The sequence below is a fragment of the Streptomyces sp. NPDC021212 genome (genome assembly GCF_044332925.1).
Lineage (GTDB): Bacteria > Actinomycetota > Actinomycetes > Streptomycetales > Streptomycetaceae > Streptomyces.
Genome location: NZ_JBIRPZ010000022.1, coordinates 120,177 through 134,814, shown reverse-complemented (window position 1 = coordinate 134,814; position 14,638 = coordinate 120,177). Strand labels below are relative to the sequence as shown.

Annotated in this window: 19 protein-coding genes; all 19 read right to left on the bottom strand. The window is 73.3% G+C overall.

Going from position 1 to position 14,638, the window contains the following annotated elements; all coding sequences use genetic code 11:
* A partial coding sequence (locus tag ACH4SI_RS39410; RefSeq protein WP_344316556.1) for a biotin carboxylase N-terminal domain-containing protein occupies positions 1-101 on the bottom strand: 101 nt, incomplete at its 3' end.
* 51 nt (positions 102-152) lie between these two features.
* Entirely contained in the window at positions 153-1,082 is a 930-nt protein-coding gene (locus ACH4SI_RS39405; RefSeq protein WP_398304883.1) for an alpha/beta hydrolase family protein, read from the bottom strand.
* Between the two features lie 124 nt (positions 1,083-1,206).
* Positions 1,207-1,941 (bottom strand): 2-hydroxychromene-2-carboxylate isomerase, encoded by a 735-nt coding sequence (locus ACH4SI_RS39400; protein ID WP_398304880.1) that lies wholly within the window; start codon positions 1,939-1,941, stop codon positions 1,207-1,209.
* 62 nt (positions 1,942-2,003) lie between these two features.
* Positions 2,004-2,747 carry a 3-oxoacyl-ACP reductase FabG gene (gene fabG / locus ACH4SI_RS39395; protein ID WP_398304877.1) on the bottom strand — a complete coding sequence of 248 codons (744 nt, stop codon included), beginning with the start codon at positions 2,745-2,747 and terminating at the stop codon, positions 2,004-2,006.
* 4 nt (positions 2,748-2,751) lie between these two features.
* Entirely contained in the window at positions 2,752-3,240 is a 489-nt protein-coding gene (locus ACH4SI_RS39390; RefSeq protein WP_398304874.1) for a 3-hydroxyacyl-ACP dehydratase FabZ family protein, read from the bottom strand.
* Positions 3,237-3,647 (bottom strand): 3-hydroxyacyl-ACP dehydratase FabZ family protein, encoded by a 411-nt coding sequence (locus ACH4SI_RS39385; RefSeq protein ID WP_398304870.1) that lies wholly within the window; start codon positions 3,645-3,647, stop codon positions 3,237-3,239. Before ACH4SI_RS39385 ends, ACH4SI_RS39390 begins: the two co-directional genes overlap by 4 nt.
* 1 nt (position 3,648) lies before the next feature.
* On the bottom strand, positions 3,649-3,903 hold the full coding sequence (locus tag ACH4SI_RS39380) for an acyl carrier protein (RefSeq protein WP_398304867.1): 255 nt from the start codon (positions 3,901-3,903) through the stop codon (positions 3,649-3,651).
* 27 nt (positions 3,904-3,930) lie between these two features.
* On the bottom strand, positions 3,931-4,872 hold the full coding sequence (locus ACH4SI_RS39375; protein WP_398304864.1) for an ACP S-malonyltransferase: 942 nt from the start codon (positions 4,870-4,872) through the stop codon (positions 3,931-3,933).
* Positions 4,873-4,879: 7 nt separating this feature from the next.
* Positions 4,880-6,010 carry a beta-ketoacyl synthase N-terminal-like domain-containing protein gene (locus ACH4SI_RS39370; protein WP_398304861.1) on the bottom strand — a complete coding sequence of 377 codons (1,131 nt, stop codon included), beginning with the start codon at positions 6,008-6,010 and terminating at the stop codon, positions 4,880-4,882.
* A 47-nt stretch (positions 6,011-6,057) separates the two neighbouring features.
* On the bottom strand, positions 6,058-6,474 hold the full coding sequence (locus tag ACH4SI_RS39365) for a hypothetical protein (RefSeq protein ID WP_398304858.1): 417 nt from the start codon (positions 6,472-6,474) through the stop codon (positions 6,058-6,060).
* A 3-nt stretch (positions 6,475-6,477) separates the two neighbouring features.
* The gene (locus ACH4SI_RS39360; protein WP_063735258.1) at positions 6,478-6,885 is read right to left on the bottom strand and encodes a hypothetical protein; all 408 of its coding nucleotides are present in this window, start codon (positions 6,883-6,885) and stop codon (positions 6,478-6,480) included.
* A complete protein-coding gene (locus tag ACH4SI_RS39355) occupies positions 6,885-7,211 on the bottom strand; it encodes a hypothetical protein (RefSeq protein WP_398304855.1) in 327 nt (108 codons plus the stop codon). The genes ACH4SI_RS39360 and ACH4SI_RS39355 overlap by 1 nt, the downstream gene beginning before the upstream one ends.
* Entirely contained in the window at positions 7,208-7,999 is a 792-nt protein-coding gene (locus ACH4SI_RS39350) for an SDR family oxidoreductase (protein WP_398304852.1), read from the bottom strand. Before ACH4SI_RS39350 ends, ACH4SI_RS39355 begins: the two co-directional genes overlap by 4 nt.
* Before the next feature lie 34 nt (positions 8,000-8,033).
* Complete coding sequence (locus ACH4SI_RS39345) at positions 8,034-9,008, bottom strand: beta-ketoacyl synthase N-terminal-like domain-containing protein (RefSeq protein ID WP_398304849.1); 975 nt, start codon at positions 9,006-9,008, stop codon at positions 8,034-8,036.
* The gene (locus ACH4SI_RS39340; RefSeq protein WP_398304846.1) at positions 9,008-10,180 is read right to left on the bottom strand and encodes a beta-ketoacyl synthase N-terminal-like domain-containing protein; all 1,173 of its coding nucleotides are present in this window, start codon (positions 10,178-10,180) and stop codon (positions 9,008-9,010) included. The genes ACH4SI_RS39345 and ACH4SI_RS39340 overlap by 1 nt, the downstream gene beginning before the upstream one ends.
* Entirely contained in the window at positions 10,180-11,160 is a 981-nt protein-coding gene (locus tag ACH4SI_RS39335) for a hypothetical protein (RefSeq protein ID WP_398304843.1), read from the bottom strand. Before ACH4SI_RS39335 ends, ACH4SI_RS39340 begins: the two co-directional genes overlap by 1 nt.
* Positions 11,160-12,239: a beta-ketoacyl synthase N-terminal-like domain-containing protein gene (locus ACH4SI_RS39330; protein WP_398304840.1), complete on the bottom strand. Its 1,080-nt coding sequence runs from the start codon at positions 12,237-12,239 to the stop codon at positions 11,160-11,162. The genes ACH4SI_RS39335 and ACH4SI_RS39330 overlap by 1 nt, the downstream gene beginning before the upstream one ends.
* Complete coding sequence (locus ACH4SI_RS39325) at positions 12,236-13,381, bottom strand: beta-ketoacyl synthase N-terminal-like domain-containing protein (protein ID WP_398304837.1); 1,146 nt, start codon at positions 13,379-13,381, stop codon at positions 12,236-12,238. Before ACH4SI_RS39325 ends, ACH4SI_RS39330 begins: the two co-directional genes overlap by 4 nt.
* A 4-nt stretch (positions 13,382-13,385) precedes the next feature.
* The gene (locus tag ACH4SI_RS39320; RefSeq protein ID WP_398304834.1) at positions 13,386-14,621 is read right to left on the bottom strand and encodes a beta-ketoacyl-[acyl-carrier-protein] synthase family protein; all 1,236 of its coding nucleotides are present in this window, start codon (positions 14,619-14,621) and stop codon (positions 13,386-13,388) included.
* Between the last annotated feature and the right edge of the window lie 17 nt (positions 14,622-14,638).

Genomic DNA, 14,638 nt, shown 5'->3' with positions numbered 1-14,638 from the left:
GGATCGGCGTAGACGGCTACGCTCGCGATCCCGGCATCCCGGCAGGCACGGGCAACACGGACAGCGATCTCGCCACGATTGGCGATGAGCACCTTCTGCATGCTCTCTCTTCCCTCTTCAGAAGTTGTCGTCCGGCGGGGACGGTCACGTTGCTATCCCAGAGCCCGCTTGAGGAAGTCCAATACCACGCTCGCGTAGCCTTCGGGATCGCTTTGCAGCCCGAGCAGATGCTCGGCTCCCGGGAGGACGTGCGTCTCGGCCTGCGCATAGCGCTCGGCCAGCGCGTCCACCGAGGAGGGCGGCACGATCGCATCGTGCTCGCCCGACATGAACAGGAGTGGGATCTTGGCGAACTTGCCGGTCGCGGGCGGTGGCCATTGGGCGCGCAGCATGGCGGGCCCGAGGGCGCACAGGGCCCGGGTGACCACGGAACGGGCCGGTTCGCCGCTCAGCGCGGGCGGCATCGGCAGCGCCTCCGCCTCCAGGTACTTGCGCAGCAGCGGCGGGACGTCGTGCCCCGGGCCGCTGTCGCACACCAGCGCGTCGAACTCGAACCCGTCGTGGGTCAGCGCCCACATCGCCGAGAAGCAGGAGAAGGAGAAGCCGTAGACGGCGATGCGCGCCGTGGCGTACCCCTGCTTCCCGCGCAGCCAGGACACCACCGAGGTGACATCGCTCGCGAACCGGTCGCCGAGCCCGAACAGCGCCCGGTCGTCGCTGCTGGCCCCGTGGTTGCGGTGGTCGAACAGACAGACCGTGTACCCGGCGTCGTGCAGGAACTTGGCGTGGCCGAGGCTGTGGTCCTTGCCCGCGCCCAGGCTGTGCGCGAGCACCACGACCTTCTCGGCGGAGCCGGGGCAGAGCCAGGCGTGCACCCGTTTCCGGCGGCCGAACGGGATCTCCAGATCGGTGCAGGGCAGCCTGTGGTCCCGGGGGTGCTCCCGCTGGGTCCGGTCGCGCGGATGGAAGGCGAGGTACGCCAGCTGGGCCCCGTACAGCGGGGCTATCGGCAGCGCCGCGACCGAGAGGGCGCGGGACACCGGCGAGGGTGGCCGCTCCGGCGTCCGGGGTGGCTCGGGCATCGGCGTCCTCCGGGAGGGGGTGGAGTGTCCGTCGGCGGTCAGGGCGGTCTCGTCTCGGTCGGGCCGTGCGGTGGGGCAGCGGGGCGGGTACGTAAGGATGACGGCTACGCGGGGGTAGGGGCGGTCAACCGCAGCCCCCGGCGTGCCCCTGGTCGCCGGACCGGGCGGCCGCGAAGTCCGCGTCGGCCGGCAGCCCGGGATCGAGGGGGGCGGAGGGCGGTGCGGCGCGGGAGCGGACCGCCGTGGCGAACGCCGGGAGCCGGTCCACGCCCCAGTACTTGTCATAGCCGAGGGTGAAGAACGGCACGCCGAACGCCCCGTCCCCGCTGAGGTCCAGCAGCGCCTGGAGCCCGCGCCCGGCGCGCAGTTCCGGGTCGTCGGCGGCGCCGGTCATCCGGTCCGCCACGACGGCCGGGAGGCCCAGGCCGGTGGCGATGTCCGCGACGACCTCGCGGTCGCAGACGTCCCGGCCCTCCTGCCAGCGGGCCGAGTAGATCCGCTCGATGTACGCGGGGCCCACCCCTGCGTCCAGCGCGGGAAAATACGCCAGATGCGGTACTTCCCAGACCGGGTCCCGGTCCACCGGCCAGGTGACGGCGAGCCCGCGGTCGGCGGTCAGACGGCGTACGTCCTGGAGGATGTAGAGGTGCTTGTCGCGTGACATCGCCGTGTACGGAAAGGACCGGCCGTGCTCGGCCATGCGGCGCTCACCGTCCGCGTCCGGCTCCCACCAGGGGCGCCATTCGACCGCCTGTGCGATGTCCGGAAAGCGGTCCATCAGATCACGGTAGGCGATCCAGCTGTACGGGCTGCGGAAGTTGAAATAGAAGCGCGGCACCTTACTGCGCCTGGCCGTCATGTCCGTCCCCCTTCACCGGGACCGCTCGGATCGCTCCGACCGCCACCCGTTCCTTCACTCGCTCAGATCACAATGCCACCATCGACCTGGAACACCGCTCCGGTCACATACTCCGCCCCGACCAGGTACGCGACCATGTCCGCGACCTCCTCCGGGCGTCCGAAGCGGCGCAGCGGGATGCTCTGCTCCGCTTCCTTGCGCACACTCTCGGACAGCGCCGCCGTCATATCCGTCTCCACGAAGCCCGGCGCGACCACATTGGCCCGGATGCCGTACCGTCCGACCTCCTTGGCGAGCGATTTGGTGAAGCCGATGATCCCGGCCTTGGAGGCCGCGTAATTCGACTGTGCCGCATGGCCGTGCACGCCCGCCACCGAGGAGATGTTGATGATGCATCCGGTCTTGCGCTTCATCATGCCGAATACGACCGAACGGCATATGTGATACGTGCCGTCCAGGTTGACTTCCATGACGCCCCGCCACTCCTCGTCCTTCATCAACAGCAGCGGATTGTCCCGCGCGATGCCCGCGGACACCACCGCCACGTCGATGGGGCCGAGCCGGTTCTCGGTGAACGCCACGAGGTCGCGCACCGCGTCGGCGTCCCGTACGTCCGTCTGCCGGCCGACCACCCGGCCGCCGCCGAGCCCGGCGGCCTCCTCTTCCAGGGCGCGGGCCGCTTCAGGGCTGGACTGGTGGCAGAACGCCACGTCGAAGCCGTCCCGGGCCAGCCGCAGCACGGTCGCGCGGCCGATGCCCCGGGAGCCGCCGGAGACGAGGGCCACCTTGCTGTGCGCGTCGGACATGGTGTTACGTCACCTCTCCTGCCGGGGCCTTCAGTTCGGCGGCCGGACGCATCGTCATCACCAGCCGCCCGACGGTGAGCACGGTCGCGTCCCCGACCAGGCTCTCCCCCTCGAACATGTACGTCTCCCCGACCTGCCGGGCCAGCCGGACGCGGTGCTCCACCACATCGCCGGGGAGGACCGGGCGGCGGTATTCGGCGTCGGTGATCCCGCCGAGCAGCATCGCCATGCCGTCGAGCACATCCGGATTGGGCTCCTCCCACGCCACCAGCACCCCCGCCACATGGCACCAGGATTCGAGGAGCACCGTCCAGGGGTAGTGGTAGGACTCCGCGGGCGCGTCGTCGGGGACGGCCTCGTACCAGGGTTCGTTGCAGGTGACGGCCTTGAGGCCGGAGGCGCGCTCGCCCGGGACCAGCTCGGTGACCCGGTCGACCAGCAGCATGGGGTAGCGGTGCGGCAGCACCCGCTTGATCTGGTCCACGGTGATCATCGGGTGGCCTCCCTGTCCGCCGGGGCGCTGAAGCGCAGCCGGACGCGGGCGGCGAGCCCGCGCTCGGTGGTGACCTCGGCGCGGCAGCGCCACGCGCTCGTGGCCTCGTCCCGTAGCCAGGTGAACTCGCAGCTCAGGGTGGAGCCGGGGAACACCGGGCCGAGGAAGCGGGCGGACTCGACGGCCGCCAGGACGCCCCCGGGCTCGGGCAGCGTGGCGAGGGCGCCGCGCTGGACGTACTCGACGACGCAGACCCCGGGGAAGATCGGGAAGCCGGGGAAGTGACCGGCGAACACCTTCTCCGTGCCGCCGACCACGGCCACGCACCGGGCGGGCCGCTCCCCCGGGACCCCGGGGTCGACCACCTCCACGGCGCCGTCGACGGGTCCGCACGCGGTCGCCGTCACCTCACTTCTCCAGCTTCGAGGCGAGCAGGTCGTGCACCTTCCGCAGGGTGGTGATGCTCTTCATCTCCCGCTCCTCCAGCTTCACCGCGTACTTCTTCTCCAGCTCGACCATGACCTCCAGGGCCATGAGCGAGTCGACGCCGAGGTCCTTGACGAAGTCGGCCTCGTCGGTCACCTCCTCCTCTTCCACATCGAGGACTTCCGCGACGAAGACGCGCAGTTCGTCGAGGTCCAGCGCGGCGGTGGCGTCGGCCATGGGGGTTCCTTCCGGGGTCGGGGGTCTTCAGGGGGCTGTGAGCGCGGCGGGCGACTCGACCGGGACGGTCGCCGCGCCCGCCGCGATCCGGCGGATCATTCCGGTCAGCTGACGGCCGGGTCCCAGCTCCACGAACCGGGTGCAGCCCAGCTCGGTTTCGAGGGTCCGGACGCTCTCCTCCCAGCGCACCGGGCTGGTGAGCTGGGCGAGTTCGCGGTCCCGCCACCGCTCGCCGCCGCGGTGGGGGCGTCCGTCCACATTGGCGACGACGGGGGTGTGCGCGGGCGCGAACTCCACGGCGGCCAGCGCCGCGCGCAGCTCGTCCGCGGCGGCGGCCATGAGCGGGCTGTGGAACGCGCCGCCGACGGCGAGCCGGATCACCTTGCCCCCGCCCTCCGCGGCAAGTGCGGCGAGCCGGTCGACGCCCTCGGCGGTGCCGGAGACGACGAGGTTGCCGGGCGCGTTGGCGTTTGCGACCCAGACCTCAGGACCCTCCGCCCGCGCCCGGCCGGTCAGCTGGTCCACGGCCTCGGTGCCGAGCCGGACGACGGCCGCCATGGTGCCGGGCGAGCGCTCGGCGCACCGGCGCATGGCGCGGCCCCGTGCGGCGACCAGCCGCGCCGCGTCGGCGAGCTGCAGCGCCCCCGCCGCGTACAGGGCGGTGTACTCGCCGAGGCTGTGCCCGGCGTACGCCGCCGGCTCGCCCAGCAGCCCGGCGGCGGCCGCCTCGTGGTGGACGATCACCTGGTACGCGAAGACGGCGAGCTGGGCCAGGTCGGTGCGGCGCAGCGTGTCGTCGTCGGCCGTCAGCAGCAGCTCCTCGACGTCGATGCCGGTGTGCTCGGAGATCTCGTCCGCGAGCGGCCAGGACCCGGTGTCCCGCCACGCCCGCCCCATGCCCGCCTTCTGGGCGCCCTGTCCCGGGAAGACCAGCGCCGTGCGCACCCCATGAGCGCTCGCCGTACTCATCGGCCCCTCACCGGGTCCGCAGCAGGGCCGCGCCGACCACGCCGTCCCGGTCGACCGTGGTGACCAGGGCGGGGCTACCCGAGGCCAGCTCCCCGCGCTCGGCGAGCGCGAGGACGGCCGCGATCTGGAAGGCCGCCGAGGCGGCGCAGGTGTCGCCGATCGCGTCGGCCGGCGCCACCCGCAGCGGCCGGTGGCCGCCGAGGACGTCGGCGAGCGCGCCGCGCTCGGCCTCGCCCTCGGCGCCGGGCGCCTGGGCGTCGGCGAGGGCCCGTACGTCGCCGGGCGCGGTGCCGGTACGGTCCAGCAGCCGCGTGACGGCGTCGGCGAGCACCGTACGGGCCGCCGCCGGATCCGCGGCGAAGCCGAACTCCACGCCCTCGACCTCGGCGAGCCCGCCGCGTCCGTGTTCCCGGGCCTCGTCGGCGGTCTCCAGCAGCCACACCGCGGCGCCCTCGCCGAGCACCGCCGACGCGTCGTCGTCGGCGCGGGTGTGCCACTCCAGCCAGGCGCGGGCGGAGGTGAACTCCTCGACCGCCCCGCACAGCACCGTACGGGCGCGCCCCGCGCGCTGGAGCCGCAGCGCGTACCGCAGGGTCAGCAGTCCGGCGGCCCTGCCGCCCGCGATGGTGGTGTTGGGGCCCTTGAGGCCGTGCCAGATGGCGGACTGCCCGGCCGCGCAGTTCATCACCGTGTTGGGGAACCGTGCCGGGTCCACGAAGAAGGGCTTGGCGCCGACGAGCGAGTCGCGGGTGAAGTCCATGATGGACTGGGCGCTTCCGGTGCTGGTGCCGAGCGCGATACCGGTGTGCTCGCCGACGCCCGGCAGCCGCTGCGCCCCCTCGCCGCCGCCCGTGCCCTCCTGTTCGCCGGAGAGCAGGTGGCGGATCGCGGTGACGGCGAGACCGGTGACCCGGTCCATGGAGCGGGTGTTCTTACGGCCGAGGATCTCCCGGATGTGGAAGTCCGGGACGAGGCACGCCTCGCGGAACGGCACCGACCACTCCTCGGGGTCCAGCGGCTTCCCGGTGCCGCGGCCGGACCGCAGCCCGCTGCTGAAGTCCGCGGCCCGCAGCCCCAGGGGCGATACGGCGGTCCAGGCGGAGATGACCGGGCGGACCGCGGCGGGAGCGTTGACCATGGGTGCGGATACTCCTTCGGTAGTGGCCCGGAGGCCGGACGGGGTGCTCACAGGAACCACACCTGTTCGTAGGAGGGCCATCGCGCGGCCAGTCCGTGCGCCTCGATCACCTGGACGCCGGGCAGCAGCCGGTCGGCGGCGGTGCGCCCCAGCGCGGCCAGGTCGGGCCGCTCGACCAGCACGGTCACCCCGGCGTCGAGCACCTTCGTCACGGACGCGCGCGGGTCGGGCAGGGTGTCCAGGGTGCGCCCGCCGAGGCGCAGCGGCGGCTGCGGCCGGTCGGTGCGCAGGGCGTAGCCGACGGCGGGTCCGCGCAGCGCCAGATCGCAGCCCCCGCCGCTCTGCCGGTGCAGATCGGGGACGACGTAGAGGGCGTCGGCGAACTGCGTCTCGACCGATCCGCGGTACGCCTTCTCCATGATCAGCAGCCAGCGCGCCCGCTCCGGCGTCACCTCGTCCGGCATGGTTCAACACACCCCCATGACCAGGGCCTTGTCCGCCGCCTTGACGTGTTCGGCGAACAGGAACGGGGAGCGCTTGCTCACCTGGGGGATCTGGTCGGCCGCGCCCCGGTCGTCGGCGCAGAAGCGGCAGACGTACCAGTAGAGCCGGTCGGGGTGGTCGGCGAGCAGATCGCGGACGATCAGCGCGGTGGACGGGTGGCGGCGCTCCAGGTCGGTGAGGTCACGCGGCTTGGTGTCGCCGAGCGCCGCGCTGGTCAGTCCGGTGGCGTCGCCGCAGGTCCAGATCTGCACCCGGGCGCCGCGGTCGAGCAGCGCGGTGGCCAGCCGCAGCGCCGAGGTGACCAGGTCGCTCTGGTGGGGCGCGCCGAAGAGATTGAGCAGCACGTCGGTGGCGGGGATGGGCCGGGCCATCAGTGCCACACCGCCCGCACCCGGGGTTCCAGCAGCTTGGCGGCCACGTCGTCCATCTCCACCATGCGGACGTCGGGGGCGAGGTCGGCGGCGGGCAGGGCGCGCTGGGCGGCCGAGAAGGTGTCCACCCACACCTCGCCGCCGTCACGCAGAAAGGCCCCGATGGCGGGCGCGGCGCCGGGGAGGGCGGCGGTGACCCCGTTCTCGACGAGGAACAGCACCACCCGGTGGCCGTCCCCGGCCAGCCGTGCCGCGTCGCCGACGAAACGCTCGCAGGCGGGCCCGGTCTGCGGGCCGCCGCTCTCGATCAGCAGATGGTCCGTCATGTGAGCAGTTCACCGCCGTCCACACCGATCACATTGCCGGTGATCCAGGAGGAGTCGGTGCGGGACAGCAGGGAGACGGCCTCGGCCACGTCCTCCGGGCGGGTGAGCCGCCGGTGCGGGTTGAGGTCCCGGGCGTATGCGGCGAGGCGTTCGCTGTCGGGGATGCGCTCCATGGACGGGGTCGGGGTGACCCCGGCGCGCAGCGCGTTGACGGCGATGCCCGAGGGGGCGAGTTCCAGGGCGAGTTGGCGTACGTGGGACTCCAGGGCGGACTTGGCGGCGGAGACCGCGCCGTAGTGGGGCATGACGCGGGTGCCCCCGGCGGAGGTCATCGCGTACACCTTGGACCCCCGGCGCAACAGGCCCGCGGTGAACAGGTCCTGGGTCCAGTAGACGAGCGAGTGCGCCATCACGTCGAGCGTCATGTTCATCTGGCGGGACGTGAGGCTGTCCTCGCCGTCGGGGGCGACGTACGGCAACAGGGTGCCGAACGCGAGGGAGTGGACCAGGACGCGGATGCCCTTGCCGCCGGTCAGCTCCTCGAACCGGGGCAGAAGTTCCTCGCGGGTGCGGGCGGAGGCGGCGTTGGCGTTGAAGAAGTGCGCCTCGACGCCGTGCGCGCGCATCTCCTCCTGGGCGACCGCGGCCTTCTGCTGTCCCTCGGTGGTGTCGAAGTGGACGCCCAGGACATGGACGCCCGCGCGGGCCATCTCGTGGGCGATGGCCAGGCCCATGCCGCTGGAGGCGCCCAGGACCAGGCACCAGGATCCGTCGAGTGAGGTGATCATCGGCCGCTCGCCCTCCGTGGTTCGCGTCGTCCGCTCATCGGCTGCTCGCTTCCGTGCCGCCGGATCCGCCCGGGGTGACCAGGCAGACGGCGGTGTTTCCCTCGGCCGCCGCGGTGACGACGGCGTGTGCGTGGACGGGGATGTTGTCCCGGGTGCTCCGCAGGGCGGCCGCGACGCGCGCCATCGGCGCCAGGCAGCCGGCGCCCGCCGGGACGCGTTCGATGTCCTCGCCCAGCGCTTCGGCGACCGCCTCGCCGACCGGGGAGCAGTCCAGGACGGCGGTGACGGTCAGCGGGGCGCCCGGCCGGTGGCCGAGGGCGGCGAGCGCGTCCCGCAGCGCCTCCGCGGCCTCCCCGGCGCCGTCGGCCGAGGCGGCGAGGGCGGGCGGCAGGAAGAACGTACGGACCCCGACGCGCCCGTACGCCCGTCCGCCGCGCTCCGCGACGGCCGCCGCGGGCTCCAGCACCAGCGCGACGGCACCGGCCTCCGAGGTGTCCGCCCCCGGCTCGCCCTCGGGCAGCGCCTCCTCGGTCGCACCGGCGAGCAGCCGGGAGGCGCGCCCGGCGGCGACGGCGCGCGCACCGGTCTGGAGCGCCTCCAGGCCCGCGACACGGGGGCTGGTGAGGGTGAGGTTGAACCCCTTGAGGTCGTGTTCGGTGGCCAGCCGGCTGCCGAAGAGGTTGATGGAGAAGTAGGGAGCGGTGACCGGGCTCAGTTCACCGGCTCCCGCCCCGACGACCGTACGGTCCATCGCGTGGTGCAGGGACACGGCCGCGCTGTTGGTGCCCACCGCGGCGGCGCGGCGCTCCGGTTCGGCCGCCGTCAGGGCGTCCTCGCCCGCGTCGGCGAGGGCGCGCTTGGCGGCGGCCAGCACGTACTGGGAGGCGCTGGGCAGGTACTTGTAGCCGCGGCGGCCCAGCTCGTCACGGAAGTCGAAGCCGTCCGCTTCCACGTCGCCCACGCCCGTCACCACGAGATCCGTCAGCACGAGGTCCATCAGCGCAGCCATCAGCGGGCCTCCGCGAGGACGAGGGAGATGTTGTTGCCGCCGAAGGCGTAGGCGTTGACCAGCCCGTGGCCGCCGTTCAGCGGGGTGCTCACCGGCGGCAGCGGCACCGCGCACTCCGGATCGGCAGCGCCGACGGGCACGTTCGGCGGAAGGGTGCGGTGGTGCAGCATCAGGGCCGCGGAGAGCGCGGCGAACGCGCCCGCCGCGCCGCCGGTGTGACCGATGAGCGCCTTCAGGCTGTAGAGCGGGGTGTCGGGAGCCACCGCGGCCAGCACCCGGCTCTCCACCACGTCGTTGAGGTCGGTGCCGGTGCCGTGCGGCACCACGAAGCCGACCTCGCCCCCGCCCGCCTCGCGCAGCGCCTCCCGTATCGCGCGCTCGATCTGCCCGCCCCCGGGCTCCGGCGCGGTCGCGTGGTGGGCGTCGCAGCTCCAGCCGGTGCCCGCGAGGCGGGCGTAGCCGGGCCCGGCGCCCCGCGCGCGGGCGTGCGCGGCGGACTCCAGGACCAGTACGGCGGCGCCCTCACCGAAGACCGTGCCGCGCCGGTCGGCGGCGAACGGGCGGCAGCGCTCGGGGTCGATGGCGCCCAGCCGGTTGAAACAGGCGAGCGCGACCCGGGAGTACGCCTCGGCGCCGCCCGCGAACACCACGTCCGCCTCGCCCGAGCGGATCAGGTCGGCGGCGACGGACAGCGCGTAACCACTGGCCGAACAGGCGTTGCTGACACATGTGTTGGCCCCCCGCGCGCCGAGCAGGCCGCCGACCGCCGAGGCGACCGGGAACACGGGCGCCCAGCGCGCGGAGTCCGGGGCCCGGCCCGTCCACCACGCCTCGTGCAGCTCCGTGTCGCCCATGCCGCTGCTGATCGCGACCGCCACCCGGCGCGGGTCGACGCTCCCCGGCTCCGCGAGCCCCGCGTCCCGGGCCGCCTGCCGGGCCGCCTCGATCGCGAACCGCGAGCCGCGCCCCAGCGGCAGCCCCTCCCACTCCACGGGGCCGTCCGGCACCTCGGCCTCGGGCACCAGATACATCCGCGGATGGTCCATGCGGGCAAGAGGATCGGGCACCCGGGACGGGGCGGTGCGCGCGGTGTGCATGCCCTGCCAGAAGGCGTCGACGCCCGTGCCCAGCGGCGACAGCGCCCCCACTCCGGTGACCGTGATGTCGTCCATCAGGTGCCGCTCGGCTTTCCGGCCAGCGCGTCCAGCACCCGCTGGTCGAAGGGGACCAGATGCCAGTCGCGGCGGTTCTCGATCAGCGCGTAGCCGTGCACGATGCCGCCGGTGGCGGTGAGGGTCAGCGCCCCGTCGCGGACCACGTAACAGTCCATGCGGGCGGTGTAGGTGAGGTCCTTGAAGATCTCCTCCACCGTGTAGACGGTGTAGAGGTCCTCTTCCATCAGCGCCTCGTCGGTGATGCGTATCCAGGAGCGCGGCACGACGGGGATCCACCGGCGGTCGTCCAGCAGGGTCTTGATGGAGATGCCACGCGACTTCACGAAGCGGTCCTTGGCCTCCTCCATCAGTCGCAGATAGCCGGACATCTGGAGCCGCTCGGTGAAGTGGCAGTAGGGGTAGGTGATGTTCCACTTCCAGGCGTGGGCGTTACGGCCCTCCGTGAGCGCCGCCAGTACGGCCCGCTCGTCACCGTCCGGCACGGCCGGGCGCGGCTCGGCGGGCACCCCCTCGCCCAGCCGGTCCACGGTGAACCGGCCGAACTCGCCGGGCGGTTCGGCGGGGCCCGGCAGATACGTGTCGGCGCGCAGCGAGACCCGGACGTCGGCGGTGACGGCCTTGAGGATGGAGCCGTCGCGGACGACCCGCAGGGTCACCCGGAAGGCGAGCGCCGTGTCGCCGTCGGAGGTGTGCGGTACCACCTCGGCCTCGGCGTCGTCGTCCAGGTGGAAGGCGTGCAGGATGCGGCTGTCCAGCGCCACGATGTCCAGCCCGAGGCCGTGTTCCTCGTACAGCCGGCGGGCGGGCGCCCCGCTGCGGGCGAAGTGGACCAGCACCGCCTCCTCGATCAGATAGTTGACGTGCTTGAAGCCGATCCACGTGCAGATGTTGGAACCCTCGTACCGCGGACGCAGCCGCACCGTGGTGGTGTCGGCCAGCAGGGCCTTCGTCGACATCGGCGGAACGGCGGCTCTCATCAGGTGCACTCCATGGCTGACTTCGCAGAATTCGCAGAAAACACAGACATCGCTGAAACCTCTGAAACCTCTGAAAGGCGCTCGCCCGGCCCGCGCAGCAGCAGCCCGGCCACGGCGTCCGCGGTGTCGTCGCCGCTGGTGATCAGCGCCTCGCCCGTACCGGCCCCGGCATCGGCCCCGGCCGTGCCGAGCCAGCCGACCGCGGCGGCGCACTGGAGGACGCCGAGCGCGCCGGAGGCGCGGCCGAAGGCGGTGGTGAGGTCGTGCCGCGGTACGGACGGGGACACGGGTGCGTCGGCGGTGGGCTCCTCGTAGCGCTCCGGGGTGAACCAGACGCCCGGCCCGTCGCCGTCTTCCGGCAGCAGCGCCCGCACACAGCCCGCGAGCCCTGCCCGGCGCTCGTACGGCCCCAGGACGGCGACGGCGCGCGCCCCGCGCTCCTCCGCCCAGCGCGCGCCCTCCACGACGAGGGCGGCAGCGCCGTCCAGCAGGTCGTCGGCCGGCCGGGCGAGGAGGTCCGCCACGACGGCGTTGTGGGTTTCGACGCCGACCACCAGGGCGCGGCGGACGCGGCCCGCGGCCACGAGCGTCGCGGCCCAGTGGACGGCGTCGAGACCGGACGTCGGCCCGTTGCACAGCATCAGGTTGGGGCCGCGCAGCCCGTGCCGGATCGCGACCCAGGAGGCGATCACATTGCTGGAGGCGTTGGGCAGGCTCATGGGGCTCAAGGACCGGGCCGAGTCCTCGGCGATCGCGGCGGCGGTGAGGCACGCGGTGTCGAGGTTGCCCAGGTTGGAGCTGGCCACCACGCCGACGGTGTCGCCCGGCACGGTCAGCGTCTCGCCGTCGGAGCTTTCCGCGGGGACGAGGGCGGCGTCGCGTAGCGCGTCGAGCGCGGCGCACAGGGCGAGTTGGGTCGCCCGGTCCTTGTAGCGGTGTCCGCGGCGGCCGATGCGGGCGCCGGTGTCGAACGGCTGGAGCGCGCGCCCAGGGGCGTGCGCGCCGCGTAACAGCGCGTCCGGGGTGTCCGCGCCGGGCAGGGCCAGCCCGACCCCGGAGACGACGACGGTGCCGGTCATGGGGTCGCCCTCTCCACTATGGCGACGGCGTTGACCCCGCCGAACCCGAACGCGTCGATCTGGGCGAACCGCAGCGCCTCGGCGTCGGACGGCTCCCGGACGAAGCGGAAGCCTTTCGCCTCGGGCAGCGGATCGGTGAGGCCGAGCGTCGGCGGGACCCGGCCCGAGGTCAGCGACTTCAGCGCGACGATCACGCTGACCAGGCCCGAACTTCCCGACGTATGGCCGGTCATGGACTTGATCGCGGTCATCAGCGGCGTCGTCACGTCGGGGCCGAAGACCTCGGCGATGGCGGTCGCCTCCGCGCTGTCGTTGAGCTGCGTACCGGTGCCGTGCAGCAGCACCAGGTCGATGTCGCCGGGGGTGACGCCCGCCCGCTGCTGGGCCTCGTGCACCGCCCGCACGATGCCCCCCGCGTCGGGCGCGGTGACATGGCGGGCGTCGCAGTTCATGCTGACGGCGCGCAGCCTGCCGAGCGCGCCGGAGCGCGCGCCGGACTCCTCCCGGCGCAGCACCACCGCGGCGGCGCCGTCGCCCATCAGGACCCCGCGGCGCTCCCGGTCGAACGGCCGGACCCGGTCGGGCGGTTCGGCGTTCACCCGGTCCAGCAGTCCGTACATGCTCTCGGTGAGGGTGTCGACACCGGCCACGATGACGGTGTCCTCGGCGCCCGTGGCCAGCAGGTCGCTGCCGAGCGCCAGCGCGTACAGCGAGGCCGAGCAGGCCCCCGCGAAGGTGTGGGTGCGCACCGCGCCGAACCGCTCGCGCAGCGCGGTGCCGAAGTGCAGCCGCGCCCCGGTGTCGAACGCGGTGCCGTCGCGCCAGGCCAGCTCCGCCGAGCGCAGCTCGCGCAGCCCGGTGCCGACGAGGACCGGCACCCCGCTCAGGTCCTCGCCGAGCCCGGCCTGCCGCGCCGCCTCCCCGACGGCGCGCAGCAGCCAGGCGGTGGCCCGGCCGGGCACATCGGCGCCGGGTCCTGGCCGGTCGTCTATCTCGTACGCGTGCCGCCCCCGGTAGCGGCCGGCGTCGAAGCCGCGCAGTTCACCGAGTCCGCTGGTGCCCGCGCACAGGGCCGCGAAGACCTCGTCGACGCCTTCGCCCACGCTCACCACGGCGCCCGCGCCGGTCACCAGCTGACTCATGTCGTCATGTCCAGTCCGTGCCACGCTTGCCGAAGATCACGACGGCGTTGTTGCCGCCGAAGGCGAGCCCGTTGTTCTGTACGACCCTCAGCTCGGCGTCCACCGCCTCGTTCGGTACGACGTCGAGACCGCACTCCGGGTCGGTCTCCACGTGGCTGATGGTCGGCGGGATGAACCCCTCGGTGAGGGCGAGCGCGCAGGCGATCGAGGCGAGCGCCCCGGCGGCGCCCATGGAGTGGCCGATCATCGACTTGATGGACACGGTGCGCGGCGGGGCGGCGTCGCCGAAGACCTGGCGGATGGCGCGGGCCTCGGTGATGTCGTTGGCCTTGGTGCCGGTGCCGTGCGCGGAGATGAAGTCGACCTCCTCCGGCTTGATCCGGGCGTCGTCCAGGGCGAGCCGCATGCAGCGGGCCACGCTGTCCTGGTTGGGGGCGACGGCGTGGTCCGCGTCGCAGTTGAGGCCGTAGCCGAGGACTTCGGCATAGATCCGGGCACCGCGCGCCAGCGCCGACTCCAGGCTCTCCAGCACCAGGACGCCCGCGCCCTCGCCGGTGAGGATGCCCTTGCGGTCCTTGTCGAAGGGCTGGCAGCGCTCGGGCGCTATGGTGCCCAGCCGGTAGAAGCCGGTGAAGGTCTTGCGGCACAGGGCGTCGGCGCCGCCGCACAGGGCGATCTCCACGTCCCCGCCGCGGATGGCGTCGTAGCCGTAGCCGATGGCGTAGTTGCCGGCCGCGCACGCCGTGGGGAGGGTGACCGCCTCCGTCCGGCTCAAGCCGAACTCCTCGGCGATGACGGCCGAAAGCCGCCCGGCGGGCACCCGGCGGGCGACGGTGGGGTCCATCCGCTCGGGCCCGAGATCGACCTCCGTCTCGACGAGCTGGTCCAGATCGCCCGACTCCCCGTCGGTGGTGCCGATGGAGATCAGCGAGGGGAGGGCACGCAGCGCGTCCTCCGCGATACCGGCGTCGGCCACCGCCATGCGGGCAGCCGCCACCGAGAACTGGCTCGCCCGGCCGAGGTTCTCGATGTCCAGATTGCGGATCCACCGCCCGGGTTCGAAGTCCGGGACCTCGCATGCCATCGCATGCTCGAAACCCTCGGTGTCGAACGCGGTGACCGGCCGTGCCGCGCTCTTCCCCGCGCGCAGTCCGGCGAGAAATTCCGCGGTGCCGACGCCGATGCCGGACACCGCCCCGAGGCCGGTGACGACTACCCTGCGACCCGACTCACCACGCATATCGCTCTGCCTTCCGA

Bases quoted from the DNA above. Each gene is read 5' to 3' on its own strand.
- ACH4SI_RS39355 (WP_398304855.1), bottom strand. From the start codon at position 7,211: ATGACGGACCATCTGCTGATCGAGAGCGGCGGCCCGCAGACCGGGCCC.
- ACH4SI_RS39350 (WP_398304852.1), bottom strand. From the start codon at position 7,999: ATGATCACCTCACTCGACGGATCCTGGTGCCTGGTCCTGGGCGCCTCC.
- ACH4SI_RS39320 (WP_398304834.1), bottom strand. From the start codon at position 14,621: ATGCGTGGTGAGTCGGGTCGCAGGGTAGTCGTCACCGGCCTCGGGGCG.
- ACH4SI_RS39365 (WP_398304858.1), bottom strand. From the start codon at position 6,474: ATGCCGGACGAGGTGACGCCGGAGCGGGCGCGCTGGCTGCTGATCATG.
- ACH4SI_RS39370 (WP_398304861.1), bottom strand. From the start codon at position 6,010: ATGGTCAACGCTCCCGCCGCGGTCCGCCCGGTCATCTCCGCCTGGACC.
- ACH4SI_RS39325 (WP_398304837.1), bottom strand. From the start codon at position 13,381: ATGAGTCAGCTGGTGACCGGCGCGGGCGCCGTGGTGAGCGTGGGCGAA.
- ACH4SI_RS39360 (WP_063735258.1), bottom strand. From the start codon at position 6,885: ATGGCCCGGCCCATCCCCGCCACCGACGTGCTGCTCAATCTCTTCGGC.
- ACH4SI_RS39335 (WP_398304843.1), bottom strand. From the start codon at position 11,160: ATGAGAGCCGCCGTTCCGCCGATGTCGACGAAGGCCCTGCTGGCCGAC.
- ACH4SI_RS39375 (WP_398304864.1), bottom strand. From the start codon at position 4,872: ATGAGTACGGCGAGCGCTCATGGGGTGCGCACGGCGCTGGTCTTCCCG.
- fabG (WP_398304877.1), bottom strand. From the start codon at position 2,747: ATGTCCGACGCGCACAGCAAGGTGGCCCTCGTCTCCGGCGGCTCCCGG.
- ACH4SI_RS39405 (WP_398304883.1), bottom strand. From the start codon at position 1,082: ATGCCCGAGCCACCCCGGACGCCGGAGCGGCCACCCTCGCCGGTGTCC.
- ACH4SI_RS39345 (WP_398304849.1), bottom strand. From the start codon at position 9,008: ATGGCTGCGCTGATGGACCTCGTGCTGACGGATCTCGTGGTGACGGGC.
- ACH4SI_RS39340 (WP_398304846.1), bottom strand. From the start codon at position 10,180: ATGGACGACATCACGGTCACCGGAGTGGGGGCGCTGTCGCCGCTGGGC.
- ACH4SI_RS39400 (WP_398304880.1), bottom strand. From the start codon at position 1,941: ATGACGGCCAGGCGCAGTAAGGTGCCGCGCTTCTATTTCAACTTCCGC.
- ACH4SI_RS39380 (WP_398304867.1), bottom strand. From the start codon at position 3,903: ATGGCCGACGCCACCGCCGCGCTGGACCTCGACGAACTGCGCGTCTTC.
- ACH4SI_RS39390 (WP_398304874.1), bottom strand. From the start codon at position 3,240: ATGATCACCGTGGACCAGATCAAGCGGGTGCTGCCGCACCGCTACCCC.
- ACH4SI_RS39330 (WP_398304840.1), bottom strand. From the start codon at position 12,239: ATGACCGGCACCGTCGTCGTCTCCGGGGTCGGGCTGGCCCTGCCCGGC.